This window comes from Bradyrhizobium sp. SZCCHNRI20481 (genome assembly GCF_032485055.1).
In the GTDB taxonomy this organism is placed as follows: Bacteria; Pseudomonadota; Alphaproteobacteria; order Rhizobiales; family Xanthobacteraceae; genus Bradyrhizobium.
The window spans coordinates 345,179-371,923 of sequence record NZ_JAUEUE010000004.1; the positions used below are offsets into that span (position 1 = coordinate 345,179).

The following is a 26,745-nucleotide window of genomic DNA, read 5'->3' on the forward strand; positions in this document are numbered from 1 at the left end:
CGAACCCCGTCAAATGCTAACGAAACCCGAAAAGCGACCGCGATGGTTAATGGGTTGTAAATGTGGCGCCAGGGTGAAGGCAAGCGGCGCGACGCCTGCAGCAGGGCGCTTTTTCGCTGAATTTTGCATCAGGGCCACGGTGTGAACCGGCCAGACGGCCGAACTGGCCCCGATATCGGCCGATGATCAGCCGGCCTTCGCGACCGCCTGAATCCTGAACGAATCAGTGAAGGCGTCCGGCGCGGGACGATCGAACAGCATCCGCCGTTCGAACGCGCTCGAGCGCATGAACGGAAAGCGCTGGAACACGCGATCGCGGATCGAAGGGTAATGCGCCGCCACCAGGCCGACCGGCTTGGTGAGGCCGGAGTAGAGCCGCGGCTCACCCCATGGTTCCTGCAGGAACACCTTCTTGTAGAAGGCGCGATGCTCGGGGCGGACGTTGGCGAGACCGATGTCCGCATTGAAGTGGGCGCAGGCGACGTAGCCGAGCCGGACCGTCACATAGGGAAGCGCCGGAAACAGCCGCGCCTTCTCATGGTCGGCGACGAACCGTGTCGGGTCGATGATGACCTTCCCGCGATCAAGTTCGGGATGCAGCAAGTCGGCGAACATGTCCGAGGACAACGATCGGCGCCATTGCGAGTTCACCACGCTGATGCGGATCGAGCTGTAGAGCTCGCCATTGACGTAGACGCCGAAGATGAAGCTGTTGGGAAGATCGTCATATTCGTCGGTGACGCGTTCGCTGGGCGAGGGCAGGATGGCGCCTTCACGCAGATAGGCGCGGTAGCGCAGCCGATAGATCTCGTCCTTGTCCTCAACAGTCAGCGCCAGTCGATAGTCCACGTTCTCCAGCACATCCGACTTCTGTTCAGCAACGGCACTTACTCTAGCCGCCGACTTCATCCGCAACCCCTTCTCACACAACTCCTACGAGCAGTATGAGCTTAACAGCGGGTTAATGCCGACGCAAAGCTTTCGGCGGTACAAAGTTAACAGCTCGCAGAATCCCGGAGGCGCAACCGTGACTTACGGGATTGGACGCTGCACCGGACGGATTGCTTCGGATCACTTGCGTGTCAAATCGAAACGGATTCGCTTGGTAGACGCGTGCAATGTTTCCGAATGGTGCGACGTGGGGTTGTCACATCGCCATTCACGTGCGAGCCACGCTCGTAGAGAGGACCGACGGGATGCTACGCACAGAGCTCGCCTCCAGCGCCGGTCGATCTTCGCGGCACGTCCGCATCAAGGCGGAGGTCGGGTGATCATGCGATCGAACGTGTCCCGCCGGCGGCCGCGATCGCCCCGTCGCTCGAACGGCGCCCATGCGAGGCATTCAGGAGCTGTCGGATGCGGATTGCGGGGACGGGCCGGCTGAACAGATAGCCCTGCGCCTCGGTGACCGTGCCGTCGGCGCTGACCAGTTCGAGCTGCTCGTTGGTCTCGATGCCCTCCACCACCACCGACATGCCGAGATCGGCGGACAATCTTGCGACACCGCGCAACAGGGTCAGCGGCCGATCGCTGTCGATGCCTTCGAGGAAAGAGCGATCGATCTTGACCTTCTCCAACGGGAAGTTGTGCAAATAGCTGAGGCTCGAATAGCCGGTGCCGAAATCGTCGAGCGAAATACGAACCCCGAGCATGTGCAGTTGCGACAGCACATCGTGCGTGAGCTGGGTGTTGCGCAACAGCGAGGATTCGGTGATCTCGATCTCGAGCCGATGTGGCGGCAGCCCGGACACTTCGAGCGCGTAGCGGACCTCACTGAGCACATCGCGCTGATGGAACTGCTGCGGCGAGAAGTTGACGGCGACGCTGACCGCATCCGGCCATTTCATGCATTCGAGGCAGGCCTTGCGCAGGATCCAGCGGCCGAGATCGACGATCAGGCCCATGTCCTCGGCGACGGGAATAATGTCGACCGGCGAGACCGTGCCGCGCACCGGGTGGTTCCAGCGCAGCAGCGCCTCGCAGGTCGAGATCTTGCCGGACTTCAGATTGACCAGCGGCTGATAGAACAGCTCGAACTCCTCGTTCGCCAGCGCCTTGCGCAGATCGAGCTCGAGGACGCGGCGCGCCTCGACCGTCTGGGCGAGTTCGTCGCGGAAGAAGCAGAAGGTGCCCCGTCCCTCGGCCTTGGCGCGGTACAGCGCCATGTCGGCGTTCTTCAATAGCGTGTCGGCGCTGATCCCCGGCCCAGTCATGGCGATGCCGACGCTGGCGCCGATCTCGACCAGGTGATTGTCGATCTTGTAGCGCTCGCTGAGCTGATCGACGATCCGGCGCGCCAGCATGGCCGCGTCATCGTTGGAGCGGATGTTGCGCTGGAACACCACGAACTCGTCACCGCCGAAGCGCGCGACGAAGTCTTCCGGACGCAGCATGTCGCGCAGCCGCTCGGAGACCGCGCACAGCAGTTGATCGCCGCAGGGGTGGCCGAGCGTGTCGTTGACCTGCTTGAAGCGGTCGAGATCGACGAACAGCAGCGCGGACAATTCGCCGTGCCGCTGCGGAATCCTGAGCAGCCGTTCGATCTCGTCGCGGAAGCTGACGCGGTTCGGCAAGGTCGTGAGTTCGTCATAGCGCGCCAGATGCGAGATGCGCGCCTCCGCATGCCGGCGCTCGGTGATGTCCTCGAGCAGGACCACGGCGCCGCCGTCGGCCATCGGCTGGAAGGTCCAGGACAGCGACCGGTCGCGCGCGACGTCGGGATCGCTGGTAATGACGTTATGGGTCTTGGTGTGCTCGATCTCGGCCAGGATCAACCGGCCGCTCGAAGCGGAGATCGAGCCTGCGATCACGCAGGCGTTGATGATGTCGGCCGCCTTGCCGCCACGCTGCAGGATGTCATCCGGCAGGCTCATCATGTGGCCGAAGCGGTGGTTCATCACGGCCAGACGCCCGTCGGAGCGGAACATGCACAGGCCGTGCGGCATGTTGTTCAGGGCCGTATCGAACTGCTTGGCCAGCGCAGCCTCGCTTTCCCGCGCCACGAAGGCCTGGACGAAGATCCTCTGCAGATTGGTCGAGATATGTTTCAGCGACACGAAGAACAGGACGCAGAACGCCGCCATGCCCAGGTAATAAGGGCTGCCGTGGATCGCGAGAGCCACTGCAAGCGGTCCGCAGGCGAGCAGTATCTGGACATGGAATATCCAAGGCCGCCCGTAGGTCCGGCCAGCGCCCGCCGACATGTAGCAGAGCGTCACCGTGATCGCGATCAGGTGCACCACCGGGTCGCTGTTGTCGACAAGGGCGACTACGCACCACACGCCGAGCACCAGCGCATAGATCATGGCGCCGATCTGGTAGCGAACCTCCCAGCGCTCGACCGCCTCCTGCGTGAGGCGACCGTTGTCGCAGAGGCTCCGATAGTAGCGCATGTCGAGCGAACGGAACGCCCCTGCGATGATCAGCATCGCGGCACACGGCCACAGATTGACGTCGCCGCTCTTGATCGCGGTCATGACGGCGGCGACGGCGGCGCAGAGTGCGCCGGCGAACATCGGGCCGGGATCCTGGAAGAGGGAGTCGACGAGAGCCGCCTGGATCGCAGGCGACAACTTTCGATCGTCTTCTCCATTCTGAGTGGCAAGCTGCATTCGTGCGCACGCGTCCTGTTCGGTGCACAAACATTACCGCTCGCAGGTGAAGTCTTTCTGAGGGAACATCGTTAGCGGAGCGTTTCCGCGCTCGCGAAATGCACGAATTCGCTCGAAAATTCAGAGAACTAGGCAAACACTACCCGGCTACTACAACTAATAGTTCCACCTTTCCACAGAACACGCCTCGCGCGACTCGAAAAATCGCGTCCACCACGACGTGAGCGGGCCCAGAGCCTCGCTCACCGTCACGACAACAGCGGCGACCAGGCCGGATCCGAGGCGAAGCCCGGCGTCGGCACCTTCTGCTCGAAGCGGCCGGAGACGTCGATCGAGTACAGCGACGGACCGGCGGTGCCGCCGGGGTCACGGAAGAACATCAGCACGCGGCCGTTGGGCGAGAAGGTCGGCCCTTCGTTGTGGAAGCCGGCGGTGAGGATGCGCTCGCCCGAGCCGTCCGTCTTCATGATGCCGATCGCGAACTGGCCGCCGCCCTGCTTGGTGAAGGCGATGAAGTCGCCGCGCGGCGACCACACCGGCGTCGAGTAGCTGCCCTCGCCGAACGAGATGCGCTGCGCTGCCCCGCCACTGGAGGACATCACGTAGATCTGCGGCTTGCCGCCGCGATCGGACTCGAAGCAGATCTGGCTGCCGTCCGGCGAGTAGCACGGCGAGGTATCGATCGCCGGCGTGTCGGTGAGCCGCGTGGTCGTGCGCGAGCGCAGGTCCATCACGAACAGGTTGGAGTTGCCGCCCTGCTGCAGGCTCAGGATGATGCGCTGGCCGTCCGGCGAGAAGCGCGGCGAGAACGACATGCCGGGGAAGTTGCCGACGATCTCGCGCTGGCCGGTCTCGATGTTGAACAGATAGACCTTCGGGTCGCCCTGCCCGAACTCCATGTAGGTGATTTCCTGGCTTGACGGCGAGAACCGCGGCGTCAGCACGAGGTCGGCGCCACGGGTGAGATAGCGGACGTTGGCGCCGTCCTGGTCCATCAGCGCGAGCCGCTTGACGCGGCGATCCGACGGGCCGCTCTCGTCGACGAACACGACGCGGCTGTCGAAATAGCCCTTCTCGCCGGTCATCTGCGTGTAGATCTGGTCCGAGATGATATGCGCGATGCGCCGCCAATATTCCGGCGCCGTCACATATTGCTGGCCGGTGAGCTGCTGGCCCGAGTTCGGGTCCCACAGCCGAAACTCAGCCTTCAGGCGCCCGTCCGGCTGCCGCGTCGCGCGGCCCGTCACCAGCCCGCGCAGGTCGAGCGGACGCCAGCTCGCGAATTGCGGCGGCGCCTCGAAATTGCTGATGCGCTCGGGAAACGCAGCCGGGTCGACCGGCACGAACAGCCCGCTGCGCTTCAGATTGTTGGTGATCACCTGCGCAACGCCATTGCCGACATCGGCATCCCCTGCCCCGCCGGGCACGAAGGGCGGAACGGCGATCGGGATCGGCTTGAACTCGCCGCTCGGGATGATCTCCAGGCGTTTTTGCTGGGCGAGCGCGGGCCCAGCGCCCAGCGCTGCCATCGCGGCGCCTCCGGTCAGCAACAGCTGGCGCCGCGTGAAAAATCCGGTCGTGCGCTTCGGAGGTGTCGTCAAGTTCGGCCTCGCATCGAATTCATCATTTTGAGATTGAATGTCGTCGGTACGAGCTTCCACTCATTGTACCGGTTCTTCGGCAGGAACGAATAGGGCTGGCAATTCTCCACCGCGCGCTTGGCATTCTCCGCCATGGCTACGCTGACCCGCGACGGTCCTCGCGTCCCAACGACGGCCGGCACGGCGGCCAGCGATCCATCCGGACGCAGCTGGATGTCGATATCGACCTCGATCTTGTCTTCATCGACGCCGGTGTAGGGAAGATTGAAGCAGCGGCCGACCGCCTGCTGGAATGCGATCTGCCAGCTCGCGACGTTGCTCTCAGCCGTTCCCTGCGTTGCGCCCAGCGCGGCATTGGCATTGAGCTCCGCCCCCGTCGCCGCCTGCCGCGTCGGGTCCTTCTGATTGATCAGGCTCGCGATCTTCTCAGAGTCGTATTTGCGCTCGCTCTTGTGCTTCGGCGGCTCCGGAGGCGCGGCGGCGGCCTGCTGCGGCTTCGGCGGCTGCTTCGCCTTGTCCTTGTTGAGCACGCTGGCGATCTGGTCCGGATTGAAGGGATCGGGCTTCTTCTCTTCCGGCTTCGGCTTCTCGGCCGGCGCGGGCTTCGGCGGCTCCGGCTTCTTTTCGGCCACCGGCTTGGGCGTCTCCGGCTGCTTCTCGACCGGCTTCGGCGGGTCGGGCTTCTTCTCGACCGGCTTCTCCGGCTTGGGCTGCGGCGTCGGCGCGGCGTCGGTCTCGGTGACCTGCTTGGTGTCAACCTTGCCGACGATGTCCTCGGTCGGCTTCTTCTCGCCGATCTTGTCGGCCAGCAGCTTCTGGGATTCCTTCTTGCCCGTCAGCGCGCCGGCCTTGGCCTTGGACGAGTTGTCCTCCGAGATCACATCGACGGGTACCAAGTCCTCCGCCGGCACCACCATCGAGCGCGCGGAGAAGCTGAACAGACCCCAGCACAGCACGAGCACGTGCAAGGCGACGGACAGCACCGTCCCCTTGCGCGTGCGAACGAACCGGATGAGGTCTGCCGACGTCATGAGCCCTGATCCGGCAGCACGACGATGCTGGCGCGATAGCCGGCGTCGCGCGCCAGGCCCAGCACCTTCATCATGTCGGAGTAGCAGGCGTCGCGGTCGCCGCGGATCTTGACGACGTTGTCGGCGCCACCGGCGCCCGCCTCCTTCATCGCCTTGATCTTCGGCCCAAGCTCGTTGATCGCGATCGGCGAGTCACCGAGATACACGTCCACCTTCGACGCGCAGCCGCCGCCGGTCTTCTTCACGGTGACCTCGAGCGGTGGCTTGGCGTCGGCCGTCGAGGCCGAGCCGCCTTGCGCCTGGGGCAGGTCGACCTGGATGTTGACGGTGAGCAGCGGCGCCGCGACCATGAAAATGATCAGCAGCACCAGCATGACGTCGACCATCGGCGTGACGTTGATCTCCGCCATCACGGCCGCCTTGCGCCGACCGCGGCGACCACCGCCGCCGGACGCGCTGCCCATGCTCATGCCCATGCTGTGGTACTCACGATCCGGATGCCACTATACCTGCCCTCATCCCCGCTCGTCGATCTGACGGGACAAGATGGCCGAAAATTCATCTGCGAAGCCTTCCAGCCGCTGCGCCTGCCGGTTCACCTCCGAAGAGAACTTGTTGTAGAAAATCGTCGCCGGGATGGCCGCGATCAGGCCGATGGCAGTGGCGAACAGCGCCTCCGCGATGCCCGGCGCGACCACCGCCAGCGAGGTGTTCTTGGAAGCCGCGATCGCCTGGAAGCTGGTCATGATGCCCCAGACCGTGCCGAACAGACCGACGAACGGGCCGGCGGAGCCGACCGTGGCGAGCACCAGGAGACGGCGTTCCAGCCGCTCGACCTCGCGCGCGATCGACACGTTCATCACCTTCTCGATGCGCATCTGCAGCCCGGCGAAGGAGCGCGCATGGCCCTCGAACGAGCGTTTCCATTCCCGCATCGCCGCCACGAAACACGCCGCCATCGACTGCGTCGGCTTCGCCGACAGCACCCGATACAATTCCTCGATCGATTCCCCGGACCAGAAGGCCTGCTCGAACCGATCCATCGAGCGGCGGGTCCGCGAGAACAGGAACATCTTGTCGATCGCGATCGCCCAGACCCAGATCGAGCAGGAGATCAGGCCGAGCATGATGATCCGAACCACCCAGCCGGCATTGCCGAACAGATCGATCAGGGACAGGCCGCCGCTATCGACAGACATCTGCAGTATCCTCTCAACCAATCATCCCGGGACGCCCGGGACCATGCAGCCGCCGTTCCATGCCGGATGCCGTCGCGGCGGAAAGCGCCTGCGCGAGAAAACCCTGAACTGATCGCTTTAAGAGGCCCGCCGAAGCCATAAGCGGCCTGCTTCCTCTGCCAACGTGTCAAAACAAGGGCTCTTGGCGCGCGTAAGCGCCCCTTAACCAAACCCCCTCCGGGGTTAAGGCGGGGTTACCGCGGAGTATTGCCGAGGTCAAAGGTCCAGCCGGACCAGCCAGATAGAGCCTTTGTGATCAGCAGCTTGACCATTTTGGCCGCCAGCGGGCAGCGGCCAGCCGCCGCAGGCGGGCGGTATCGGAGAACGCAAAACGCCCGCCGGCGGGGGAAACCGCAAGCGGGCGTCTTATGCCGTCAGGGCGGGGGCTGAAAGCCCTGCGCCGTCAGGTGAGAGGCGATCAGCTCTGCGGCTGGTCGTTCGGCGGGGTCGGACGCGGCTTGTGCTGGGCCATGAACGCGTCGAACTCCTCCTTGTCCTTGGCGTGGCGCAGCCGGGTCAGGAAGTCGCGGAACTCCTGCTGCTCCTCCTCGAGCCGCCGCAGGGTCTCCATGCGGTACTCATCGAAGGCGCGGTTGCCGCTCGAAGCCGGCTGCGAGAACCCGAAGCCGAAGCCGCGGCGCTCCATCTTGTCGCGCATGCGGTCCATCTTCCACTGCATCCGCTCCATCTTGTTCGACCAGCGATCACCGCCGTTCCAGCACGCCATCTTTCTGCTCCCGAGTGTAAAAAAGAGAAGGGCAAGTCCGATCGGCCACCAGATGATGAAGCCGAGCACGGTCACGGCGATCCAGCCGGGATGCCAGGGCGACTCCATCATGCGGGGCCGGTACCTCTGCTCCTCCTCCGAACCGCGCCAACGATTGACATCTGCGGTGTAGGCCATCTCCCTCTCCATTCGCGGCGCCATGCCGTGTGAATGTAAATAACATTTACATAGCTAGCTCAACCCGGGATTTTGTCAAGGCGACCGCCTGACGCGTCGCTCGAATTATTTTTCGGCGTTCTTTGAACCTTATTTCGGGCGGCCCCAGGGCCCTGCCGGCTTGTCATCGTCCGGCAGCGGCGGCGGCTCGGCAGTGGAGGACGGCGCAGGCCGGCGGTCGGTCGGGAAGCCGAGCCCGCGCAGATAGATCAACACCTCGGCCTCCAGCAGCTCCTCGGGCGACATCGGCAGCTTGCGCCGGGCGGCATCGCCGCGCGCGAACAGCGAGGCGATGCCATGCGCCATCGACCAGATGTGCAGCGCCATCATCAGGGCCGGCGGCCGCGGCACCCCGGGCGGCGCCAGCGCCGCCAGCCGCTCCGCCGCAGCGCGGATGACGCCGAAAGCGCGCTCCCCCGCCGCCAGCAGACCCGCGGTGGAGTCGGCCGGCACACCGGATTCGAACATCGCCGAATAGAACGCAGGCTCCGAACGGGCAAATGCGAGATACGCCTTGCCGACGCGCTCGAACGCCGTGACGGTGTCGGGCCGGCCGTCGTCCCACGCCGCCGAGAGCTGCGCCTCGAACTGCTCGAAGCCGCGCTGGGCGATGCTCGACAGCAGTTCGTCGCGGTCGCGGAAGTGGCGATAGGGCGCGGCCGGGCTGACGCCGGCCATGCGGGCCGCATCGGCAAAGGTGAAGCCGGCAGCCCCCTTCTGCGCGATCAGGTCGAGCGCCGCCTGCAGCAGCGCCTCCTTGAGGTTACCGTGATGATAGCCGCGCTCGGCGCGGCGCTCTTCCTTGCGCCAGCTCATGTAAATGGCTTTTACATGAGCCGGGTCAAAGGAAGCCAGCGACTTTTGGGCGGGGTCAGCCGCCGATGTGTGCGAGGGGTCCTTCCCGTCGTCCCGTTAAGCCCCCCAGCGAAACAGGCGCCACCCTCGCCTGGAGGGTCGCGCAAGGGGCAGGCTGGCACCGAAGTCGCCGCGAGATCAGCGCGCCCGGCACAAACGCCGGGCGCCGCAGCAAGCGCGATGTTCACACCTCAGCCGACGTTCCGCCCTGCAGGCCGCTCAACTAACCGCCCGGAATCGGCAGCACCGGCATGATCTCGACCCGCTCGCCCGGGAAGATCGCAAAATGCGGATGGTTGACGAACATCTTCGCGGCATCCTCGTGCGACGCGGCGCGGACCACGGTGAACGCGCCCATCTCGTTGGCGATGTCGTTGACGCCGCCCTTGTCGACCCGCTTGGTCTTGCCGAGCGGCCCGCCCATCGCGACGATCGCGTCCTTGTATTGATCCGCCCAGGCATGCCAGGCCGCCATGCCCTGCTGCCCCCTGGCATTGCGCTCCGTTTCGGACAGCGCCTCCCAGGCCTTCCAGGCCGGACTGGTCTTGCTGCCGAGAAAGACGGCGAGATAGGTGTTGCTGTTGTCGCTCATTGCACTTCCCTCTCCTGCTGTGAAACGGATCGATCAGACACGGCCGGCATGCGGCAGCTCGGCGAAGCCGGCCGCGGCCTGCTGCACCTCCTCGGAAAAGTCGGCCATCTCCTGGACCTGGCGAATCTCGATGATCTCGTTGTCCGAGGCCGGGCACTGCTTGGCCCAGGCGATCGCCTCGTCGCGCGAGGCGACCTCGATCATCCAATAGCCGCCGAGCACCTCCTTGGCCTCCGCGAACGGGCCGTCGGTCACCACAGGCGCGCCGCCCGCGAACGAGACCCGCGCCCCCATCGACAGCGGATGCAAGCCCTCCAGCGTGATCAGCACGCCGGCGTCCTTCAGGGCCTCGTTGTAGCGCATCATCGCTTTGACTCGCTCGGGATCGAGCTGCACGTCCGGCGGCGCGCTCTCATAGCCGAGCGGGATCATCAGCATCATGAATCGCATCGCGTTCCTCCTCTCCTGATCAGGGTCGGTTCAGCTCCTGGCGGCCTGCGCACGCAGCCGTTCGACCCGCTCACGCAATTCGGGCGTGAACGTCTCGCCGAAATCCTCCGCGGCATAGACCTGGCGGATCTCGATCTGGCCGCTCGGGAACGGCGCCCGCTTCATATGCTCGATCACCTCATCGAGCGAGCCGGCCTTGATCATCCAGAAGCCCGCCGCGAGATCGCGGGAGAGATCGAACGGACCGCGCGCGACGCTCGACGTCCCGTTCGAGAAGTCGATGCGCGCCCCCTTCGCGGTCGGATGCAGGCCCTCGCCGGCTTCCATCATGCCGGCCTTGACCAATGCCTCGTTGAACCGGCCCATCGCCGCGAACTCCTCGGTCGTCGGCAGGATTCCGGCTTCGGTGTCCCTGGTCGCCTTCACGATCACCATGAACCGCATGGCGCCTCTCCCCTGATGCTGTCCGGCAGGACTGCCCTGCCCTCATCAGTAGGACGATCCGGCCCTGGTGCCGCCGACACGCTCCCGCAATTATTTTGGCCGGGTTCCCGGTTCAGCCCGGCTCCTGCGGGAACATGTGGAAATAAGGCTCGGCCTCTGCGAGCACCCGCGCCACGGATGGCCTCGCCTTGAGCCGGTCGAGATAGGCTTTGACCCGGGGGAGCCCATCACCCAGCGGCTCCACTCTGTCGGCGTAGAACAGCGCCGGCACGGCCGCGCAATCCGCCAGGGTGAACGGGTCTCCCATCGCCCAGCCACGCGGCGGCAGCTCGGCCTCGAGCATGGCGTAGGACGTGCGCAGCCGGCTTAGAGCGTCGGCGACGCCGAGCGGATCGCGGGCATCGGCCGGCCGCAGCCGGTCGAACACGACGGTCTGCGTCGGCATGTGCAGATAGAGGTCGAGAAAGCGATCGCGCAGACGTGTCCGCAAAGCGAGATCGGGATCATCGGGAATGAAGCGCGTCCTGCCCGCATAGTGCTGGTCGAGATATTCGATGATGATGCTCGATTCCGGAATCGTGCGCTGCTCGTCGCGCAGCACGGGAAATTTACCGACCGGCCAAAGCTTCAAGAACGCCGCGCGCTCATCCGCGTCACCGAGATTGATCAGCTTCGGCGTGAACGAAACGTCGTTCTCATACAGCGCGATCAGCACCTTCCAGCAGAACGACGACAGCGGATGATAGTAGAGGGTCAGCGACATCCTACGCTCCTGATGAGTTGAGTGAGAACAAGTTGTTTGGTCCCGAACGCGCGGCCGCAGGGATGGTGCGCTCCCTCGCCCCGTTCTTCACGGAGAGAGGGTTGAGGCGAGGGCTAGACGCACCGGCGGTGTGGTTTATAGACCTGCACTCCCCCGGGGACACGGAGCGCGTCGCGAGAGCTGGACTCACACGTCCCGAATGGGGGCATAGCGCGCGATGACAACGCCGTTGGACAGCGCCCGGCTGTCGATCAGGCGGAGCTTCACGGCCTGACCCGGCTTGAACAGCGGCCGTCCGGCGCCGAGCACGCGCGGATTGATCGCGATACGAAACTCATCGATCAGATCGTGCGCGACGAGCGTCGACGCGAGGTCCGCGCTGCCGAACAGGAACAGGTCTTTGGCATTCTCCTGCTTGAGCTTGTCGACATCGGCCGCGAGCTGCGGACCCAGCAGATGCGCGTTTGACCATGCCAGGCGAGACAGCGTGCGGGAGGCGACATATTTGGGGATGCTGTTCATGAAGTCGGCGATCACGCCCTTCTCGGTCGGCCAATAGCCGGCCATCAGATCGTAGGTCACCCGGCCGAACAGCAATCCGCCCGCCTCGTGCAGTTGCGTCTCGGAGATCTGCTCCAGCTCCGGACCCCACACATCCTCATGCCAGGAGATGTCGCCGTTCGGGCCCGCAACCATGCCGTCCAGCGTCATCATGTTCCACATCACCAGTCTCGCCATCGACTGCCTCTCCCCTGACTGCTTTCATTTTGCAAGCAGTTGGAGAATGCCCAGACCGGTGCAATATTGCAAGCGGTTTATACGCGATCCCTGCTCACGAGACTTCGATGTCCGACCCTCAGCGCTCCGGCTGCCCGATCAACCTGTCGCTCGAAGTGGTGGGAGACAAATGGAGCCTCTTGATCATCCGCGACATGATGTTCGGAAATCGCCGGCACTATCGCGAGCTGCTCGGCGGCTCGGAGGAAGGCATCTCCTCGAACATTCTCGCCGACCGGCTGAAGACGCTGCTCGCGGCCGGCATCATCAGCCGTGAGGACGATCCGAGCCACAAGCAGAAGGGCATCTATTCCCTGACCGAGCAGGGCATCGAGCTGTTGCCGATCCTCGCGCAGATGGCGGGCTGGGGTTACAAATATCTCCCCGTCTCGGAGGAGCTCGGCATCCGCGCCAAGCTGTTGATGGAAGGCGGCCCGAAAATGTGGGCCGAATTCATGGACGAGCTGCGCGAGACCCATCTCGGCGCGAAACGGCGCAGGAAGGCTGGACCGAGCGTCGGCGAGCGGCTGCAGGCGGCTTACCAGAAGGTCGTCGCTGCCAAGAAAGCCGAGGCAGGAGGCAGGTGATCGTGCGCCTCGCAACGCGCACGGATCGTGCGCGCCGCTTCCCGCATCAGAACCGTGTGTTGTCGGCCCTGTAGCGCGATGATTTGCGCGGGGCGCGTTCGGGGGCCTGCTCGAGCTGCGCGATCGGGCGGCGATAGGTCTCCGCGCGACGCAGCCAGCCCGCCTCCCACACGCGGTTCGAGGGCAGATTGCGAACCCGCTGCTGCAGCACGACCTGCACCGCGTCGGAATATTCGGCGAGCACGGCCTTGGACTCGGTGGTAGTGCCGTTCATCTTGAGCAGCACCTGCTTGAGACCCCAGCCCTGGCGCTGGCCCGTCTCCTTGTCCACCGCCGTCTCGGACGGATTGGTGCCCTCGCCCTTGAAGTTGATGTAGTCGATCAGCGGATAGAGATCGTTGGAGGCGCGCACGACCCGCGAATACTGCGCGACGATGTGCTCGCGTTCGGCGCTGTCGGGCGTGTTGGCGAGGATCTTGTCCATCGCGCCTTGCGCACGCGCAACCAGGAACTGCGTCTGCTCCGCAATCGTGTCGAGCAGGAACTGCCGCAATTGCCGCATTTGCGGCGAGTTGAAATTCCGCTTGAAGTCGGCCCGGCTGGTCCACGGGCATGCCGGAATCGGCGTCTTGTCGAGCCATGCAGGCAACGGCGTCCTACCCTTGCGCAGAAACGCGATCAGCCCCGGAAAGCCCTCCTCATAAGGCGGCTTCGCGGTGGACGGGTACCAGATGAAATGCCCGATTCCCAGCGAGGCGAATTCTTCACCCGCATTCCACGACGTGATCGCGTCGCGCCGTCCCCCGGCCTCGTTGAGCCAGATCTTGCGGCCGATCATCTGCGCAACGTCGGCCGGGAGCGCACGTTGAGGCACCGACAGATTCTTCGTCGTCTTGGTGTCGCTCCGCGGGTCGGCCTTGCGCTCGGCCGCGACCGGCTTCGCGGGCTCGGTCGATGGCACGGCCACCTTCAGAGCCGGCGTCGGCACGTCCGACGGCCGCCCCACCGTCTCGGGCTCCGCCGTCTGCGGCTGCTGCGGCGGCGCGACATCGTGCGCAGCCTGCTCGGTCTCTGCCGGTTTCGCGGCAACGCTGCCATCCGCTCCGGCGGCGCCGGACGCCGCGAGCCCGAGGACAATGCACGACAACAGCAACGCGCCGCACACGCGCCTCAGATCATTCGGCCCGCGCGACGAAGCGTGCAGCTCCGTGGTTCTGACGAGAGTGATTCGCCGGCTGATGAATTGATCGCCCATGTCGATTCTACCGAGACTCTTAAACTCTACGCTACCGGTTCAGATTCGTCCCAGACACGTCCGAGAGCGACCCGACGACGGGCAAATCAGCCGACGGCGGGACTGTCCAATTCCACGGGGGAATGCGCCTTTGGAGGCTGCGGCGCGGCCGCGAAACCGCCGGCGCCGCGGAGCTTTTTCGTGAAGACTTTCAAGTCGATCACCCTTACCCTTGTCCAGTCCTTCCCGTAAGAATGTTCCTCTTTCTCCTTTCCAGAATTCATGCTCTTTTAGCCACGTCCTGTTCCCGATCGAGAGGGACGTTTCGCGGTCGTCACGAACGTGGGGAGCAGGACGCGGTGGAAGCGTCGATGTTGCAGCGTGGAGCATGATTCGGAACCGGAGGATGTTGACGCGCATTGCGCCACAGCTTTCCGACAAGATCATGCTCATATGAGGACACGCAGACGAACAACGCGGCGCGTACGGCGAAATCGTGTGGTCCCGGCATCCCGATGCTGATGCCGTGTCCGATGCGTGAGCGCATTGTGGCGGAAACGGGGGCAAGACAGCCGTCCCCGGGGAGCGTGTTATAGGCCGTCAGACCGTCGCGCAGGGAGGGCCGGGATGTCTCAGCCGAACCTGGGGTTCCGGCCCCGTGCATTTTTCCCGCACGGGGCCAATGGGGCGCCAAGCTCCCGGTCTTCCCTGCTCCCTCCGATCGAGCGGGAGGCCAAGGCGAGCATGACTCGGATGGCTTCTCCGCCGCGAGGACGCGAGCTGATGCGACCGCTACTACCGCTGGCTGTTTGACAACGCCCACGAACTTCGCTGGCTATGCGCATCGCGCGGAGCTGGATTGAACGTACACTGACAGATGTGACGGCCTTCACAGCTGATCCGCGCAGCGCATGTTAGGACTCAACGAAGAGAAAAGCCGGGCTGCCGGCCCGAGGAGTCGACCGCCGTGACGGAAACATCGACGACGACGCAGACCGACAAAGTCGCCCTGATCACCGGGGCGGCGCGCGGCATCGGGCTGGCGACAGCAAAGAGATTTCTGCACGAGGGCTGGCGTGTGGCCCTGCTCGACATCGAGAAGAAGCTGCTCGACGACGCCACGACCGCACTCGAATCTCCCGATCGAACGCTCGCGCTGCATTGCGACGTCGCGGAAGCCGCGATGGTCGCCGATGCGTTGGCGCGCCTCGCCGACCGGTTCGGCCGTCTCGATGCGCTGGTCAACAATGCCGGTGTCGCACGCTTCGCTCCGATCATGGAAACCAGCGAAGCCGACTGGCAACGCATCCTCGACGTCAATCTGACCGGGCCGTTTCTGTGCACGCGGGCCGCGGTCCCGCTGATGCGCGAGCGCGGCGGCACCATCGTCAACATCACCTCGATTTCCGCCGTCCGCGCCTCCACGCTGCGCTCCGCCTACGGCACCAGCAAGGCGGCGCTGGCGCATCTGACCAAGCAGCTCGCGGTCGAGCTCGCATCCGCCGGCATCCGCGTCAACGCGGTGGCGCCGGGCCCGGTGGAGACCGCGATGGCCAAGGACGTGCACACGCCGGAGATCCGCGCCGACTATCACGACGCCATTCCGCTCAACCGTTACGGCCTCGAGGACGAGCTCGCCGAGGCCATCTTGTTTCTCAGCTCCGAACGCTCCAGCTATATCACCGGACAGATCCTGGCCGTCGATGGCGGCTTCGACGCCGCGGGAATCGGATTGCCGACCTTGCGCGGCCAACGCAGGAACACGTGAAACGATGCCGAGCCGGATGCGCATCATCCTGACCTTGCTGCTGGCGGTCGTCCTGTGGGGAATCGCGACGATGCTGGCGCGCGCCGACGTCCGCATCATCTCCTCGCCCGGCGGCGAGGTGGGGCCGTTCATCGATCTGTTCGAGAAGGTTCGCGCCTCCGGCGAGCGTGTCATCATCGACGGTCCCTGCCTGTCGGCCTGCACGCTGGTGCTCAGCGTCGTGCCCGAGGACCGCATCTGCGTGACGCGGCGAGCCACCCTCGGCTTCCACGCCGCACGCTCGGTCGACCGGCGCGGCCGCGCTTATGCGGAACCCGAGGCTTCCAAGCTGGTGCTGCAGACCTATCCCACGCCGGTGCGCGGCTGGATCGAGCGCCGCGGCGGCCTGACGTCGCGGCTTCTGTTGTTGCGCGGGCGCGAGCTCAAGGCGATGTACGCCTCGTGCCGCTAGCGGCGTCACGCCTCGTAGCCATCCGCCGGGGAATTGATCATCCACGGAATGCCGAAGCGATCGACGCCCATGCCGAAGCCCTTCGACCAGAAGGTCTTGCCGAACGGCATGGTGACGGCACCGCCTTCGAGCAGGGCGTGGAACTTACGCTCCGCCTCGGCCGGGTCTGCGATCTGGAGCGAGACCGAGATTCCGTGCGGCTTGCCTTGATAATATTCGGGCGGCGAATCCGAGGCCATCAGGACGCCGCCGCCGATCGAGAAGCGGACATGCATGATCCTGTCCTTGTGCTCCGGTGCAGAAGGCATCTCCGGCGGCGCCTCGCCATAACGCATCATCATGTCGACCTTGGCGCCGAGCACCTCGCCGTAGTGCTTGAGCGCCTGCGCGCAATCGCCATTGAACGTCAGATAGGGACAGATCATCGTCATCCTCCTTGGTTGAAAAATCATTTGTCAGCGCAGCAGCGGCAGAAGCGCGCGCAGGCGGCGGTCGCGCAGCCACAAGCCGCCCCACAGCAGGAGTCCGAGATAGAGGCCGAACAGGACGTGGCTGAACAGCGGACTGCCGATGCGGACATGCGAGGCGATGGCGCCGCCGAGATAGCCGGTGAGCAGGATCGCGCCGACGAACGATGTCGGCGGCAGGATATAGAGCACGGTGCAGAGAAGCGTGATGAGGCCGAGCGCCCGCGCCATGGCGTCGCCTGCTCCATAGCCCATCTGATCCAGCGTCTGGGTGACGACGGGCAGAGGGATGAGCTTGACCGCGCCGTCGAACAGCAGGAACAGCGTCACCAGACCGCTCAGGATGCGGCCGCTCCACAATTCGGCGCGCGAGACCGGCTCTTCCATCGTCGTCATCTGCAGCTCCTCTCCGTGATGCTGCTCCCAGGACGAATGAAGGATCGTGCCGCCGACAGCCCGGTGCAGAATTTTAGACCGAATCTCGGCAGTATTTCACTGGCCGACCCGAGCCTGAGCCGTCGCGCTGTCGCGCATCAGGCGATCGAGCTGCATGCGGATATGCGCGGCCTCCGCCGAGCTGTGCGCCAGCGCGATGGCGCGGTCGAAGGCGGTCCGCGCCTCGTCATTGCGCCCGAGCTGCATCAGCAGCGCGCCGCGCACGCCGAAGAAATAGAAATAGTTGGCAAGCCGCCCTTCGAGCGGCGCAATCAAATCGAGCGCCGCCTCGGCCCCGCGCACCTTGGAGACAGCGACGGCGCGATTGAGCGTCACCACCGGCGAGGGCTGCACCACTTCCAGCGCGCCATAGAGAAGATCGATCTGCGTCCAGTCGGTGTCCTCCGGGCGCGCGGCGCGCGAATGCAGCGCCGCGATCGCCGCCTGGATCTGGTACGGGCCGCTGTGGCGGTGGCGGATCGCCTTGTCGATCAGGGCCACGCCTTCCGCGATCATCGGCTGGTTCCACAGCGAGCGATCCTGTTCGTCGAGAAGGATCAGCGTCCCCTCCGCATCGAAGCGGGCGGCGCTGCGCGCGTGTTGCAGCAGCAGCAGCGCCGTCAGCCCCATGATTTCGGGCTCGCTCGGAAACAGCCGCAGCAGCAGCCGCGCCAGCCGGATGGCCTCCTCGGACAACGGCTGGCGCAGCGCCGCGGTCTCGCCGCTGGCCGAATAGCCCTCGTTGAAGATCAGGTAGATCATGGCCGCGACCGCGGTCAGGCGCTCGGCGCGCTCGATCGCGCCCGGCGTCTCGAACGGCACGTCCGCCTGCGCGACGCGCGCCTTGGCGCGGGTGATGCGCTGCTCCATCGCCGCCTCGCTGACCAGGAAGGCGCGGGCGATCTGCTTCACCGTCAGGCCGGACACCACCCGCAGCGCCAGCGCGATCTGCTGCGTCGCCGGCAGGTCCTTGTGACAGCAGATGAACAGCAGGCGGAGGATGTCGTCGCGGTAGTGCGAGCCGTCGAGCCGCTCGGCGAGCGCGCTCTCGGCGTCGTCGAGATCGGAGATCGCCTCGTCATCCGGCAGCGGCTGCTCGCGGCGGACCCGGCGGACATCGTCGATGGCCGCGTTGCGTCCGACCATGATCAGCCAGGCCGCCGGATCGCGCGGCGGACCGTTCTGCGGCCAGCTCTTCAGGGCGCGCAGGCAGGCGTTCTGGAACGCCTCCTCCGCCGTGTCGAGATCGCGAAAATAGCGCAGCAGCGCGCCGACGGCCTGGGGTCGTGCCGATGTCAGGGCCGCATCGATCCAGGCCGTATCGGTCATGCCAGCGCTCCACCCGGCCTGAACGTGCCGACGGGACGGATCTCGTAGGAGCCGCCGGGATTGGCCTCGCCGAGCTCGCGCGCGACCTCCAGCGCCTCATCGAGATTGGCGCAGTCGACGAGATAGAAGCCGAGCAGTTGCTCCTTGGTCTCGGCATAGGGGCCGTCGATGACGAGCGGCGGATCCTCCTTCCGGAGCGTCGTCGCAGCCGTGGTCGGCAGCAGCCGCGCCACCGGCCCGAGCCGCCCCTGCTTGGCGAGCTTCTCCTGGATGACGGCAAGCTTGGCCATGACCGCGGCATCCTGGTCCTTGCTCCAGGCGCAGACGACATCCTCGTCATGATAGCAGAGCAGCGCGTACAACATCGGCAGGCATCTCCCTTCGTCTTCAAGACGGCGGAGTATGCCTCCGGCCGACAGTCCCACGAAGTATTTTCGCGGGGTTCCGCCTGCAGGAACAAGCCGCCTACCAGGAGATGCCGTACTTGGCCGCGATGTTGCGCGCCCGGGTCTCCTGCGCGCTCTCGCGCGGCTGCCTGGCGCGCGCGGCCTGGCGCTGCGACTTGCCTTGCCCTTGCCCCGCGGCGCTCTGTCCACCTTGGCTGCCCGCGTTCGGGGACATACCGTCCTGCGTCTGGCCGCCGGCCTGCGGCTGACTGCCCTTGCCGATCGAGATGCCGTTGGCCGACAGGATCGACCCGACATCGATGGTCTGGGCCTGGACCGAGGCAGACGCGACGACGAAAGCAGTGGCGAGAAGCAATTTGCGCATGACGATTGTCTCCGTGTTGATGGGCGGAGATTGGCGTGCCCGCGCGATCTGGTATGTGGAACACGTCACATTAGCTCGAGGACCCTCCGATGACCAAAGGCGCGCTGGCGCTCCTGATCCATGGCGGCACCGACAACTGGTCGCCACAGCGCTGGAAAGCGCGTTTCGACGATGTCTGCGGCGACCGCCCTGTGGTGCTGCTGCCCGATTCCGGGCTCGATCCAGCCGAGGTGCATTACGCCGCGGTCTGGAAGCCGGTCCCCGGCGAGCTCGCCGGCTTTCCGAACCTGCGCGTGATCTTCAACCTCGGCGCCGGCGTCGACGCGCTGATGGCGGACAAGACGCTGCCCAGCGTGCCCCTGGTCCGCGTCGCGGTCGACGATCTCACCGCGCGAATGACCGAATATGTCGTGCTGCACGTGCTGATGCATCATCGCCAGGAGCTGTACCTGCGCGAGTCGCAGCGCGTGAAGCGCTGGGCGCCGAAATACCAGTGGCCGGCGGCCGCGATCGGCGTCGGCGTTCTCGGACTGGGCACGCTCGGGATCGACGCAGCCGAGGTGCTCAAGCGACTGGGCTTCCAGGTCGCCGGCTGGAGCCGCAGCGTCAAGCAGGCCGACGGCATCGAATGCTTCCATGGCGCGGCGCAGCTCGACGCGTTCCTGGCGCGGACCGACATCCTGGTGTCGCTGCTGCCGCTGACGCCGGATACGCGCGGCATTCTCGACCGCAAGATGTTCGCCAAGCTCAGGCGCTCATCACCGCTCGGCGCCCCCGTCATGATCAATGCCGGCCGCGGCGGGCTGCAGAACGAGGCCGACATCCTCGCCTGCCTCGACGACGGCACGCTTGGTTCGGTCTCGCTCGACGTGTTCGGCCAGGAGCCGCTGCCCGCCGACAGCCCGTTCTGGACCCACCCGAAGGTGGTGCTGACGCCGCACAATGCAGCCGACACCGACGCCGACGCGATCTCGCGCTACGTCGCCGAGCAGATTGCGACCTTCGAGGCCGGCGGGGCGCTGCGCAACCTGGTCGATCGCATCAGGGGATATTGAAACGCTATCCTTTGCCGACCATCACATCGATTGCGCCGGCGACGATCGCCTCCAGCTCCTGACGCGGCGCCCGCGCGCGAGCGCGGACCGCGATCGAGTGGATCGTCGCCGACGCCAGCTGCGCCAGCACGGCGGGGTCGGCGTCCGCAGGCAGCTCGCCCTTCTCCTTGGCGCGGCGGAAGCAGCGCGCAAACGCCATGTCGAGCTCGGTCAGGGCGTTCTGCACCATGGCGCGGATGTCGGGATCGGCGACCGCTTCCGAGCCCGCCGTCATCACCGTGAAGCAGCCGCGCGGCCCCTCCTCGCCCGAGAGATAGATGTCGAGTGCGGCGGCGAAGATCTTCTGCAGCTGCTCGCGCACCGGCCAGTCGTGACGGAAGATCTCGCCCATCACCGCGCGGGCGTTGTCGCGGTAGCGCTGATAGCTCTTGATGTAGAGCTCGCGCTTGTCGCCGAACGCGCCATAGAGGCTCGGCCGGTTCATGCCGGTGGCGGCGCTGAGATCGTCGAGCGAGGTCGCGGCGAATCCGGTCGACCGGAACAGGTCGAGCGCCTTGCCGAGCGCGACATCCGGCTCATACGCCCGCGGCCTCCCGCGCCGCTTCGGCTCGACCGGGGCGGTTGCCTTTTTTAGGGGAAGGTCGCCCTGCGGCGGACCTTTCTTTTTTTGTACCATTTCGCAATAAATTCCTTGACCGGCCTTATATTATGCGAGACAGTATAAAAATCAATAACGCTCCGGTCCGGAGCCCGAGGGAGACGTCTATGGACCTGTATTTCTCGCCACTCGCCTGCTCGCTCGCCACCCGCATCGCGCTGTATGAAGCTGGCGCTGCGGCGAATTATCTCGAGGTCGATCCGAAGACGAAGATCGTCCTCAACGACGGCTCCGATTTCCGCGCCGTCAATCCGCTCGGGCTCGTCCCGACGCTCCGCACCGATGACGGCGACCTGCTGACCGAGAATGCCGCGATCCTGCAATATGTCGCCGATCGCTTCCCCGAGGCGAAGCTCGGCACCGGCCCCGGCATGGACCGCAGCCGGCTGCATCAATGGCTCTGCTTCATCGGCACCGAGCTGCACAAGGGATTGTTCATCCCGATCCTCGACAAGACCGCGCCCGAGGAGATGAAGGCCCATGTCCTGAAGAAGAACCTGTCGCGGCTCGATCATCTCGAGAACCACCTGCGGGATCGCGACTATCTGCTCGATCATTTCACGGTCGCCGACGCGTATCTCGTCACCGTGATCAACTGGACCATGGCAACGCCGCCGGTCCAGCTCGCGAAATGGCCGGCCGTGAAGGCGTACTACGAGCGCCTGCGCGTGCGGCCGTCGATCGCCCGTGCCATCGCCGAGGAGTTCGAGCTCTACAAGGCGGAACTGGCGCGGCATAAGGCGGCGGCGTAGGCCGCATACGAGTTTCATCTCCCTCTTATGGGGAGATGAAATTCTGCGAGGAGATTAAACATTGCTCAATGAGCACATCTCCATCGTGCCGAACGCTTGACCGAGATGACTTCGGGTTGCAATCCTCGAATCGCAGGAGGATTGCACGTGGCAACCACATCCGTAAGAGACCGATTGCTGGCGGACCGGCGCGCGCTGCTCGATCTGGGCACGCGCAACCGGCTCGTGCACATCCCGCTCAAGACCAAGACCATCCGCACCATCGACATCGTCGGCGCGCGCTCTGCTGCGCTCTTCGAGCTTCTCGGCGAAGGCAAGCGCTTCACGTTCCTTCCGACGAAGGCAGAGACTGCGGAGACGGACGGCACCCTGCCCTTGAGCGAGCCGGCGCCGCGATCCGACACGCCGATCACCAAGGGGGACCAGGGAGGTGATGATTCGGAGTCGCAGACGCGGCAGCCGGACACCCGGCTCAAGACCCGGCTGTCATCGGAGGCGCTGCAGAAGCGCCTGCTGGATATCTGGTACGACGCACGAACGCTCGAGGAAGAACAGGGCGTCAATATCCTTTATCTCGCCTTCGGGCTGCTGAAATGGTTCGAGGACGACAAATCCGACGTCGAGCGCTTCGCGCCGCTCGTCCTGCTGCCCGTTCGCCTCGAACGCAGCAGCGCCGCTGATCGGTTTCACCTGGTCTCGCGCGCTGAGCCGCCGTCGCCGAACCTCTCGCTCCAGGCCAAGCTCGACGCCGAGTTCGGACTCAAGATCGAGGATTTTGGCGACGAGGACGACGTCGACATCGCGACCTATCTCGCCGGCGTCGCGGAGACGGTCGCCAACAAGCAGAGGTGGGAGGTCAGGGCGGACGCGATCGTCCTCGGCTTCTTCTCGTTCTCCAAGTTCCTGATGTATCGCGATCTGGACCCCGACAACTGGCCCGCAGATGGCAGCCTTGATCGTCATCCCCTGATCTCAGCGCTGCTTCAGGACGGCTTCGAGGGCGCGGAGCCGATCGTGGCCGACGACGGCAAGATCGATTCCGTCATCCAGCCAGTAGCGATGAACCATGTCGTCGACGCGGATTCATCGCAGGCCGTGGTGATCGAGGAAGTGGTCCGTGGACGCGACCTCGTCGTCAAGGGACCGCCTGGGACCGGCAAATCGCAGACCATCACCAACATCATCGCGTCGGCGGCCGCCGAGGGGAAAACGGTGCTGTTCGTGGCCGAGAAGATGGCGGCGCTCGAGGTCGTGCACCGGCGGCTGAAGCATGTCGGTCTCGGCGCGCTCGCGCTGGAGCTGCACTCCAACAAGGCCAACAAGCGCGTTCTGCTCGAAGAGCTGAAACGCTGCAAATCGGCTGAGGTCCCGGTCCCGCGCGGCGAAGCCACGCTGGTGCAGCGCCTGAGCGACAGCCGTGATGGCCTCAACCGGCATGCGGACATGATGCACCAGCCGCACCAGCCGAGCGAGCTGACGCCATTCAGGCTGCTCGGTCACCTCGTGCGCTGCGGGGACATCTCCGCGCAGCCGCCCTACCCGTTGCAGGGCGCGCCCTCCTGGTCTCCCCTGGATCTGGAGCGGCGGCGTGAGCTGATCGCCGAGCTCGCCGAACGAATCGCGGCCGACGGCGCGCCGCACCTGCATCCCTGGCGCGGCGTCGACCGCGACGCGCTCGATCCAGCCGAAATGACCGAGCTGCGGAGATCGCTGGGCGACATTTCGAACGTTGTCAGCAACGCATCCTCAGGCGCGGCCCGCCTCGGCACGCTGCTCGATCTCCCGCCGCCGGCCACCTTGGCCGATGCCGCGGAGATACTCGCCTTTGCGGAGGCCGCGGCCGCGATGCCGGAGTGCGATCGGACTGCCTTCCGCGAGGCCGTCTGGAGCCAGGCCGGACTCATCACGGACATCGTCGACAAGGGACTGCGCTACGCGAAATTGAGGACGGCCTTCGAGAGCGCCTTCGTCGAGGCCGCCTGGGATGCACCGATCGCCGATTGCCGCAAGGTCATCGCCGAGAGGGGCCGCTCCTGGCTGCGCCTGCTCAGCCCGCGTTATCGCCAACAGGTGGCGCTGCTGGCCTCGTACCTGAAGGTGCCGATGCCGAAAACGCTCGAGCAGCGGCTTCTGCTGATCGACGGCCTGATCGCGGCGCAAGCCGCTCGCCGGTCCTTCGAGGAGGTCGAAGCCGCCGGCAGCACCGCCTTCGGGACCGCGTGGCAGAAGGAACGGTCGGATTGGGATGCGCTTTCCAAATTGGCGACCTGGTGGACTGCATTCCCCAAACCGTTTGCAAGCGATGAAACGCGCCAGCGGCTGACGCAGCTTAAGCTGTCGGCCGATGATCGGCGATCGATCGAACAGCTCAACCACAGCCTCGCAAGTCTGATGTCCGGCCTCCGCGGGCTGATCGACTCTCTCCAGTTGGAGCCCGCCCGCATCCCACTCGACGCCGGCGGCCAGATCCGGCTGGACGAGCTGTCGCAGACTTTGTCGGAGTGGCAGAACGCGACCGAGCGCCTCACCCGCTGGATCGCGTTCATGGGCCGGGTCCGCCTTGCGCGCGCGCAAGGTCTCGCCGCGCTGGTCGATCGCGCGCTCGACGGCTCCTTGCCGGGCGAAGCGCTCGAAGCCGCTTTCGACCGATCCTATTACGACGCCATGCGCAGCGTGATCTTCGCTGACCATCCTGAACTGAAACGTTTCGACGGCGAATCGCACGATCGGCTGGTCGACGGCTTCCGCAAGCTCGACGTCGCACGGATGCAACTGGCCCGCGATCAGATCGCCCACGAGCATGCCGCGGCGCTGCCGCGCAACGCCGGTGGCATCGGGCCGCTCGGCGTGCTGAACGGCGAGCTTGCCAAGAAGCGCAACCATCTGCCGATCCGTCAACTCCTGGAGCGCGCCGGCCCGGTCGTCCAGCAGATCAAGCCGATCTTCCTGATGAGTCCGCTGTCGGTGGCGCAGTTCCTGAAGCCCGGCGCGATCGCCTTTGATCTGCTGGTCGTCGACGAGGCCTCGCAGATCGAGCCGGTCGATGCGCTCGGCGCCGTCGCGCGCTGCCGGCAGATGGTGGTCGTCGGCGACGAGCGGCAACTGCCGCCGACACGCTTCTTCGCGAAGCTGACAGGCAATGATGACGAGGACAACGACGACGAGGATCAGCCGACATTCCAGGTCAAGGATGCGGAAAGCATTCTCGACCTCTGCCTTGCCAAGGGCCTCTCGCATCGGATGCTGAACTGGCACTATCGCAGCAAGCATCAGTCGCTGATCGCCGTGTCCAACAAGCAGTTCTACGACAACCGGCTGTTCATCGTGCCGAGCCCGTACGATGCCGTCGCGGGAATGGGGTTGAAGTTCAACTACAACCCCGATGCACACTACGAACGTGGCAGCAGCCGGACCAACCCCAGGGAAGCGCGGCTCGTCGCCGAGGCCGTCATGCGCCATGCGCGCGAGACGCCGGACCGAAGCCTTGGCGTCGCGACCTTCTCGGTGGCGCAGCGCCAGGCGATTCAGGATCAGCTCGAGATCCTGCGGAAGGACAGCCCGGAGACCGAGAGCTTCTTCGTCCGCGGTGCCAGCGAGCCGTTCTTCGTGAAGAACCTCGAGAACATCCAGGGCGACGAACGCGACGTCATCTTCATCTCCATAGGCTATGGGAGAACGAAGGAAGGCTTCGTCTCGATGAGCTTCGGTCCCCTCAACTCCGACGGAGGCGAGCGCCGGCTGAACGTGCTGATCTCGCGCGCCAAGCTCCGTTGCGAGGTTTTCTCCTCGATCACCGGCGACGACATCGACCTGTCGCGCGCCAAGGGCCGCGGCATCGCGGCGCTGAAGACGTTCCTGACCTTCGCGCAGACGGGGCAGCTCGGCATCGCGCAGGAGACCGGGCGCGATCCCGACTCGGTGTTCGAGGAGCAGGTCGCCGCCAGGCTCCGGGCGCTTGGTCACGACGTGAAGACCCAGATCGGCACCGCCGGATTCTTCGTCGATCTCGCTATCGTCGACCCCGACAAGCCCGGCCGCTTCCTGCTGGGGATCGAATGCGACGGCGCCCAGTACCATGCGTCTCGTTCGGCGCGGGACCGCGACCGCTTGAGACAGAACGTGCTGGAAGCGCATGGCTGGGTGCTGCATCGCATCTGGTCGACGGACTGGTTTCTCCGACCCAAGGAGGAAACCGAGAAGGTCCTCCGCGCGATCGACGCTGCGAAGGCGCATTGGCGGGACATCGACCAAGGGACTGCTCGAGCTGAACCCGAGCCTCCGGCAAACCCCGATGTGCCGGCACCGGAGCAGACCGAGCAGCGCCCTCTGGAGATCCTCGCGCAGGCGCCAACGGTGGCCCCCTATGAAGAGGCAAAGCTGCGCGTCCGTCGGGAGATCGAGCCGCACGAGACGCCGCTCGCCGACATGACGCGGCACGTCGTCGAGATCGTCGCCATCGAAGGGCCGGTGCATGAATCGGAAATCATCGTCCGGATCAGATCGGCCTGGGGCCTTGCCCGCGCCGGCAATCGCATCCGCGATGCCGTGCGAACGGCGCTGAAATCGGCAGTCGCGAAGGGACAGATCGCTGGAGGCCCGTTCTACGCCGTGCCCGGCCAGGCGATCGTCGTTCGAAGCCGCGAGGACGTGCAATCGCAGTCTTTGCGCAAGCCCGAGATGCTGCCGCCGGAGGAGATCAAGGCGGCCATCGTGCAGGTCGTGGAGCAAAACTACGGCGCCGAGGAAGACCAGTTGATCCAGGCGGTCGCCCGGCTGTTCGGTTTCGGTTCGACCAGCGCCCAGTTGCGCGAGGCGTTGCAAGGCAGCCTCAAGGATCTTCTCGCCGCAGGAAACCTGCGCCGCGAGGGAGAGCTGCTGATCAAGCCACAGGAGGTCTCGCCGGCTGCGCAGGACTGACCGGCTGAATTGGTGC

General features: G+C 65.3%; 26 protein-coding genes. 6 read left to right on the forward strand and 20 right to left on the reverse strand.

The features are described 5' to 3' along the window. Window positions 1-186 precede the first annotated feature (186 nt). From QX132_RS08400 to QX132_RS08460, 13 genes are all read right to left on the reverse strand, one after another. Window positions 187-909 carry an N-acyl amino acid synthase FeeM domain-containing protein gene (locus QX132_RS08400; RefSeq protein ID WP_315736318.1) on the reverse strand — a complete coding sequence of 241 codons (723 nt, stop codon included), beginning with the start codon at window positions 907-909 and terminating at the stop codon, window positions 187-189. Window positions 910-1,271: 362 nt separating this feature from the next. After that, window positions 1,272-3,611, reverse strand: a complete 2,340-nt coding sequence (locus tag QX132_RS08405) for a putative bifunctional diguanylate cyclase/phosphodiesterase (RefSeq protein WP_316160719.1) — start codon at window positions 3,609-3,611, stop codon at window positions 1,272-1,274. A 248-nt stretch (window positions 3,612-3,859) separates the two neighbouring features. Next, window positions 3,860-5,140: a Tol-Pal system beta propeller repeat protein TolB gene (gene tolB, locus QX132_RS08410; protein ID WP_315812927.1), complete on the reverse strand. Its 1,281-nt coding sequence runs from the start codon at window positions 5,138-5,140 to the stop codon at window positions 3,860-3,862. Between the two features lie 68 nt (window positions 5,141-5,208). After that, entirely contained in the window at window positions 5,209-6,243 is a 1,035-nt protein-coding gene (locus tag QX132_RS08415) for a protein TolA (protein ID WP_316160720.1), read from the reverse strand. Continuing rightward, a complete protein-coding gene (locus QX132_RS08420) occupies window positions 6,240-6,719 on the reverse strand; it encodes a biopolymer transporter ExbD (protein ID WP_315736315.1) in 480 nt (159 codons plus the stop codon). The genes QX132_RS08415 and QX132_RS08420 overlap by 4 nt, the downstream gene beginning before the upstream one ends. A 39-nt stretch (window positions 6,720-6,758) precedes the next feature. Continuing rightward, a complete protein-coding gene (gene tolQ, locus QX132_RS08425; RefSeq protein WP_315717584.1) occupies window positions 6,759-7,442 on the reverse strand; it encodes a protein TolQ in 684 nt (227 codons plus the stop codon). A gap of 457 nt (window positions 7,443-7,899) precedes the next feature. Further along, window positions 7,900-8,385 (reverse strand): DUF2852 domain-containing protein, encoded by a 486-nt coding sequence (locus QX132_RS08430; protein WP_315736314.1) that lies wholly within the window; start codon window positions 8,383-8,385, stop codon window positions 7,900-7,902. A gap of 129 nt (window positions 8,386-8,514) precedes the next feature. Next, complete coding sequence (locus QX132_RS08435; protein WP_316160721.1) at window positions 8,515-9,240, reverse strand: TetR/AcrR family transcriptional regulator; 726 nt, start codon at window positions 9,238-9,240, stop codon at window positions 8,515-8,517. A 262-nt stretch (window positions 9,241-9,502) separates the two neighbouring features. After that, the gene (locus QX132_RS08440) at window positions 9,503-9,871 is read right to left on the reverse strand and encodes a hypothetical protein (RefSeq protein WP_315772332.1); all 369 of its coding nucleotides are present in this window, start codon (window positions 9,869-9,871) and stop codon (window positions 9,503-9,505) included. A 33-nt stretch (window positions 9,872-9,904) separates the two neighbouring features. Next, window positions 9,905-10,321: a YciI family protein gene (locus QX132_RS08445; protein ID WP_316160722.1), complete on the reverse strand. Its 417-nt coding sequence runs from the start codon at window positions 10,319-10,321 to the stop codon at window positions 9,905-9,907. A 30-nt stretch (window positions 10,322-10,351) separates the two neighbouring features. Beyond that, a complete protein-coding gene (locus QX132_RS08450; RefSeq protein ID WP_315812871.1) occupies window positions 10,352-10,765 on the reverse strand; it encodes a YciI family protein in 414 nt (137 codons plus the stop codon). A 112-nt stretch (window positions 10,766-10,877) separates the two neighbouring features. After that, a complete protein-coding gene (locus QX132_RS08455; RefSeq protein WP_315812870.1) occupies window positions 10,878-11,528 on the reverse strand; it encodes a glutathione S-transferase family protein in 651 nt (216 codons plus the stop codon). A 186-nt stretch (window positions 11,529-11,714) separates the two neighbouring features. After that, window positions 11,715-12,266, reverse strand: a complete 552-nt coding sequence (locus tag QX132_RS08460; RefSeq protein ID WP_315812869.1) for a dihydrofolate reductase family protein — start codon at window positions 12,264-12,266, stop codon at window positions 11,715-11,717. A gap of 107 nt (window positions 12,267-12,373) precedes the next feature. On the opposite strand from QX132_RS08460, the gene QX132_RS08465 reads away from it, so the two are divergent. Then, window positions 12,374-12,892 carry a helix-turn-helix domain-containing protein gene (locus tag QX132_RS08465; RefSeq protein ID WP_315772322.1) on the forward strand — a complete coding sequence of 173 codons (519 nt, stop codon included), beginning with the start codon at window positions 12,374-12,376 and terminating at the stop codon, window positions 12,890-12,892. A 46-nt stretch (window positions 12,893-12,938) separates the two neighbouring features. Here the strand turns inward: QX132_RS08465 and QX132_RS08470 are convergent, their stop codons facing one another. Next, window positions 12,939-14,147 carry a hypothetical protein gene (locus tag QX132_RS08470; protein ID WP_315772320.1) on the reverse strand — a complete coding sequence of 403 codons (1,209 nt, stop codon included), beginning with the start codon at window positions 14,145-14,147 and terminating at the stop codon, window positions 12,939-12,941. Window positions 14,148-15,093: 946 nt separating this feature from the next. On the opposite strand from QX132_RS08470, the gene QX132_RS08475 reads away from it, so the two are divergent. Further along, window positions 15,094-15,894 (forward strand): SDR family oxidoreductase, encoded by an 801-nt coding sequence (locus QX132_RS08475; RefSeq protein ID WP_316160726.1) that lies wholly within the window; start codon window positions 15,094-15,096, stop codon window positions 15,892-15,894. A 4-nt stretch (window positions 15,895-15,898) separates the two neighbouring features. Next, complete coding sequence (locus QX132_RS08480; RefSeq protein ID WP_315736304.1) at window positions 15,899-16,345, forward strand: hypothetical protein; 447 nt, start codon at window positions 15,899-15,901, stop codon at window positions 16,343-16,345. 5 nt (window positions 16,346-16,350) lie between these two features. Here QX132_RS08480 and QX132_RS08485 read toward each other — a convergent pair whose 3' ends face one another. From QX132_RS08485 to QX132_RS08505, 5 genes are all read right to left on the reverse strand, one after another. Then, window positions 16,351-16,770, reverse strand: a complete 420-nt coding sequence (locus QX132_RS08485; protein WP_315736303.1) for a VOC family protein — start codon at window positions 16,768-16,770, stop codon at window positions 16,351-16,353. Window positions 16,771-16,800: 30 nt separating this feature from the next. Next, complete coding sequence (locus QX132_RS08490; RefSeq protein ID WP_315737036.1) at window positions 16,801-17,172, reverse strand: DoxX family protein; 372 nt, start codon at window positions 17,170-17,172, stop codon at window positions 16,801-16,803. A gap of 132 nt (window positions 17,173-17,304) precedes the next feature. Further along, window positions 17,305-18,576: an RNA polymerase sigma factor gene (locus QX132_RS08495; protein WP_315777769.1), complete on the reverse strand. Its 1,272-nt coding sequence runs from the start codon at window positions 18,574-18,576 to the stop codon at window positions 17,305-17,307. Then, window positions 18,573-18,941, reverse strand: a complete 369-nt coding sequence (locus tag QX132_RS08500; protein WP_315717600.1) for a YciI family protein — start codon at window positions 18,939-18,941, stop codon at window positions 18,573-18,575. The genes QX132_RS08495 and QX132_RS08500 overlap by 4 nt, the downstream gene beginning before the upstream one ends. A 100-nt stretch (window positions 18,942-19,041) precedes the next feature. Continuing rightward, window positions 19,042-19,347: a hypothetical protein gene (locus QX132_RS08505; protein WP_316160727.1), complete on the reverse strand. Its 306-nt coding sequence runs from the start codon at window positions 19,345-19,347 to the stop codon at window positions 19,042-19,044. Between the two features lie 89 nt (window positions 19,348-19,436). Between QX132_RS08505 and QX132_RS08510 the strand changes: the two genes are divergently transcribed. Next, window positions 19,437-20,402, forward strand: a complete 966-nt coding sequence (locus QX132_RS08510) for a glyoxylate/hydroxypyruvate reductase A (protein WP_316160728.1) — start codon at window positions 19,437-19,439, stop codon at window positions 20,400-20,402. 4 nt (window positions 20,403-20,406) lie between these two features. Here the strand turns inward: QX132_RS08510 and QX132_RS08515 are convergent, their stop codons facing one another. Next, window positions 20,407-21,078, reverse strand: coding sequence for a TetR/AcrR family transcriptional regulator (locus QX132_RS08515; protein WP_316160729.1), 672 nt, complete (start codon window positions 21,076-21,078; stop codon window positions 20,407-20,409). 89 nt (window positions 21,079-21,167) lie between these two features. On the opposite strand from QX132_RS08515, the gene QX132_RS08520 reads away from it, so the two are divergent. Together QX132_RS08520 and QX132_RS08525 are read left to right on the forward strand one after the other, a co-directional pair. Beyond that, window positions 21,168-21,812: a glutathione binding-like protein gene (locus tag QX132_RS08520; RefSeq protein WP_315736298.1), complete on the forward strand. Its 645-nt coding sequence runs from the start codon at window positions 21,168-21,170 to the stop codon at window positions 21,810-21,812. Window positions 21,813-21,908: 96 nt separating this feature from the next. Further along, window positions 21,909-26,729, forward strand: coding sequence for a DUF3320 domain-containing protein (locus QX132_RS08525; RefSeq protein WP_316160731.1), 4,821 nt, complete (start codon window positions 21,909-21,911; stop codon window positions 26,727-26,729). Window positions 26,730-26,745 lie beyond the last annotated feature (16 nt).

Coding starts and splice junctions, on each gene's coding strand:
- tolQ (WP_315717584.1), bottom strand. CDS start 7,442: ATGTCTGTCGATAGCGGCGGCCTGTCCCTGATCGATCTGTTCGGCAAT.
- QX132_RS08435 (WP_316160721.1), bottom strand. CDS start 9,240: ATGAGCTGGCGCAAGGAAGAGCGCCGCGCCGAGCGCGGCTATCATCAC.
- QX132_RS08450 (WP_315812871.1), bottom strand. CDS start 10,765: ATGCGGTTCATGGTGATCGTGAAGGCGACCAGGGACACCGAAGCCGGA.
- tolB (WP_315812927.1), bottom strand. CDS start 5,140: ATGGCAGCGCTGGGCGCTGGGCCCGCGCTCGCCCAGCAAAAACGCCTG.
- QX132_RS08455 (WP_315812870.1), bottom strand. CDS start 11,528: ATGTCGCTGACCCTCTACTATCATCCGCTGTCGTCGTTCTGCTGGAAG.
- QX132_RS08440 (WP_315772332.1), bottom strand. CDS start 9,871: ATGAGCGACAACAGCAACACCTATCTCGCCGTCTTTCTCGGCAGCAAG.
- QX132_RS08485 (WP_315736303.1), bottom strand. CDS start 16,770: ATGATCTGTCCCTATCTGACGTTCAATGGCGATTGCGCGCAGGCGCTC.
- QX132_RS08460 (WP_315812869.1), bottom strand. CDS start 12,266: ATGGCGAGACTGGTGATGTGGAACATGATGACGCTGGACGGCATGGTT.
- QX132_RS08465 (WP_315772322.1), top strand. CDS start 12,374: ATGTCCGACCCTCAGCGCTCCGGCTGCCCGATCAACCTGTCGCTCGAA.
- QX132_RS08505 (WP_316160727.1), bottom strand. CDS start 19,347: ATGCGCAAATTGCTTCTCGCCACTGCTTTCGTCGTCGCGTCTGCCTCG.
- QX132_RS08405 (WP_316160719.1), bottom strand. CDS start 3,611: ATGCAGCTTGCCACTCAGAATGGAGAAGACGATCGAAAGTTGTCGCCT.
- QX132_RS08400 (WP_315736318.1), bottom strand. CDS start 909: ATGAAGTCGGCGGCTAGAGTAAGTGCCGTTGCTGAACAGAAGTCGGAT.
- QX132_RS08520 (WP_315736298.1), top strand. CDS start 21,168: ATGGACCTGTATTTCTCGCCACTCGCCTGCTCGCTCGCCACCCGCATC.
- QX132_RS08415 (WP_316160720.1), bottom strand. CDS start 6,243: ATGACGTCGGCAGACCTCATCCGGTTCGTTCGCACGCGCAAGGGGACG.
- QX132_RS08480 (WP_315736304.1), top strand. CDS start 15,899: ATGCCGAGCCGGATGCGCATCATCCTGACCTTGCTGCTGGCGGTCGTC.
- QX132_RS08515 (WP_316160729.1), bottom strand. CDS start 21,078: ATGGTACAAAAAAAGAAAGGTCCGCCGCAGGGCGACCTTCCCCTAAAA.
- QX132_RS08510 (WP_316160728.1), top strand. CDS start 19,437: ATGACCAAAGGCGCGCTGGCGCTCCTGATCCATGGCGGCACCGACAAC.
- QX132_RS08445 (WP_316160722.1), bottom strand. CDS start 10,321: ATGCGATTCATGATGCTGATGATCCCGCTCGGCTATGAGAGCGCGCCG.
- QX132_RS08495 (WP_315777769.1), bottom strand. CDS start 18,576: ATGACCGATACGGCCTGGATCGATGCGGCCCTGACATCGGCACGACCC.
- QX132_RS08500 (WP_315717600.1), bottom strand. CDS start 18,941: ATGTTGTACGCGCTGCTCTGCTATCATGACGAGGATGTCGTCTGCGCC.
- QX132_RS08430 (WP_315736314.1), bottom strand. CDS start 8,385: ATGGCCTACACCGCAGATGTCAATCGTTGGCGCGGTTCGGAGGAGGAG.
- QX132_RS08470 (WP_315772320.1), bottom strand. CDS start 14,147: ATGGGCGATCAATTCATCAGCCGGCGAATCACTCTCGTCAGAACCACG.
- QX132_RS08420 (WP_315736315.1), bottom strand. CDS start 6,719: ATGGGCATGAGCATGGGCAGCGCGTCCGGCGGCGGTGGTCGCCGCGGT.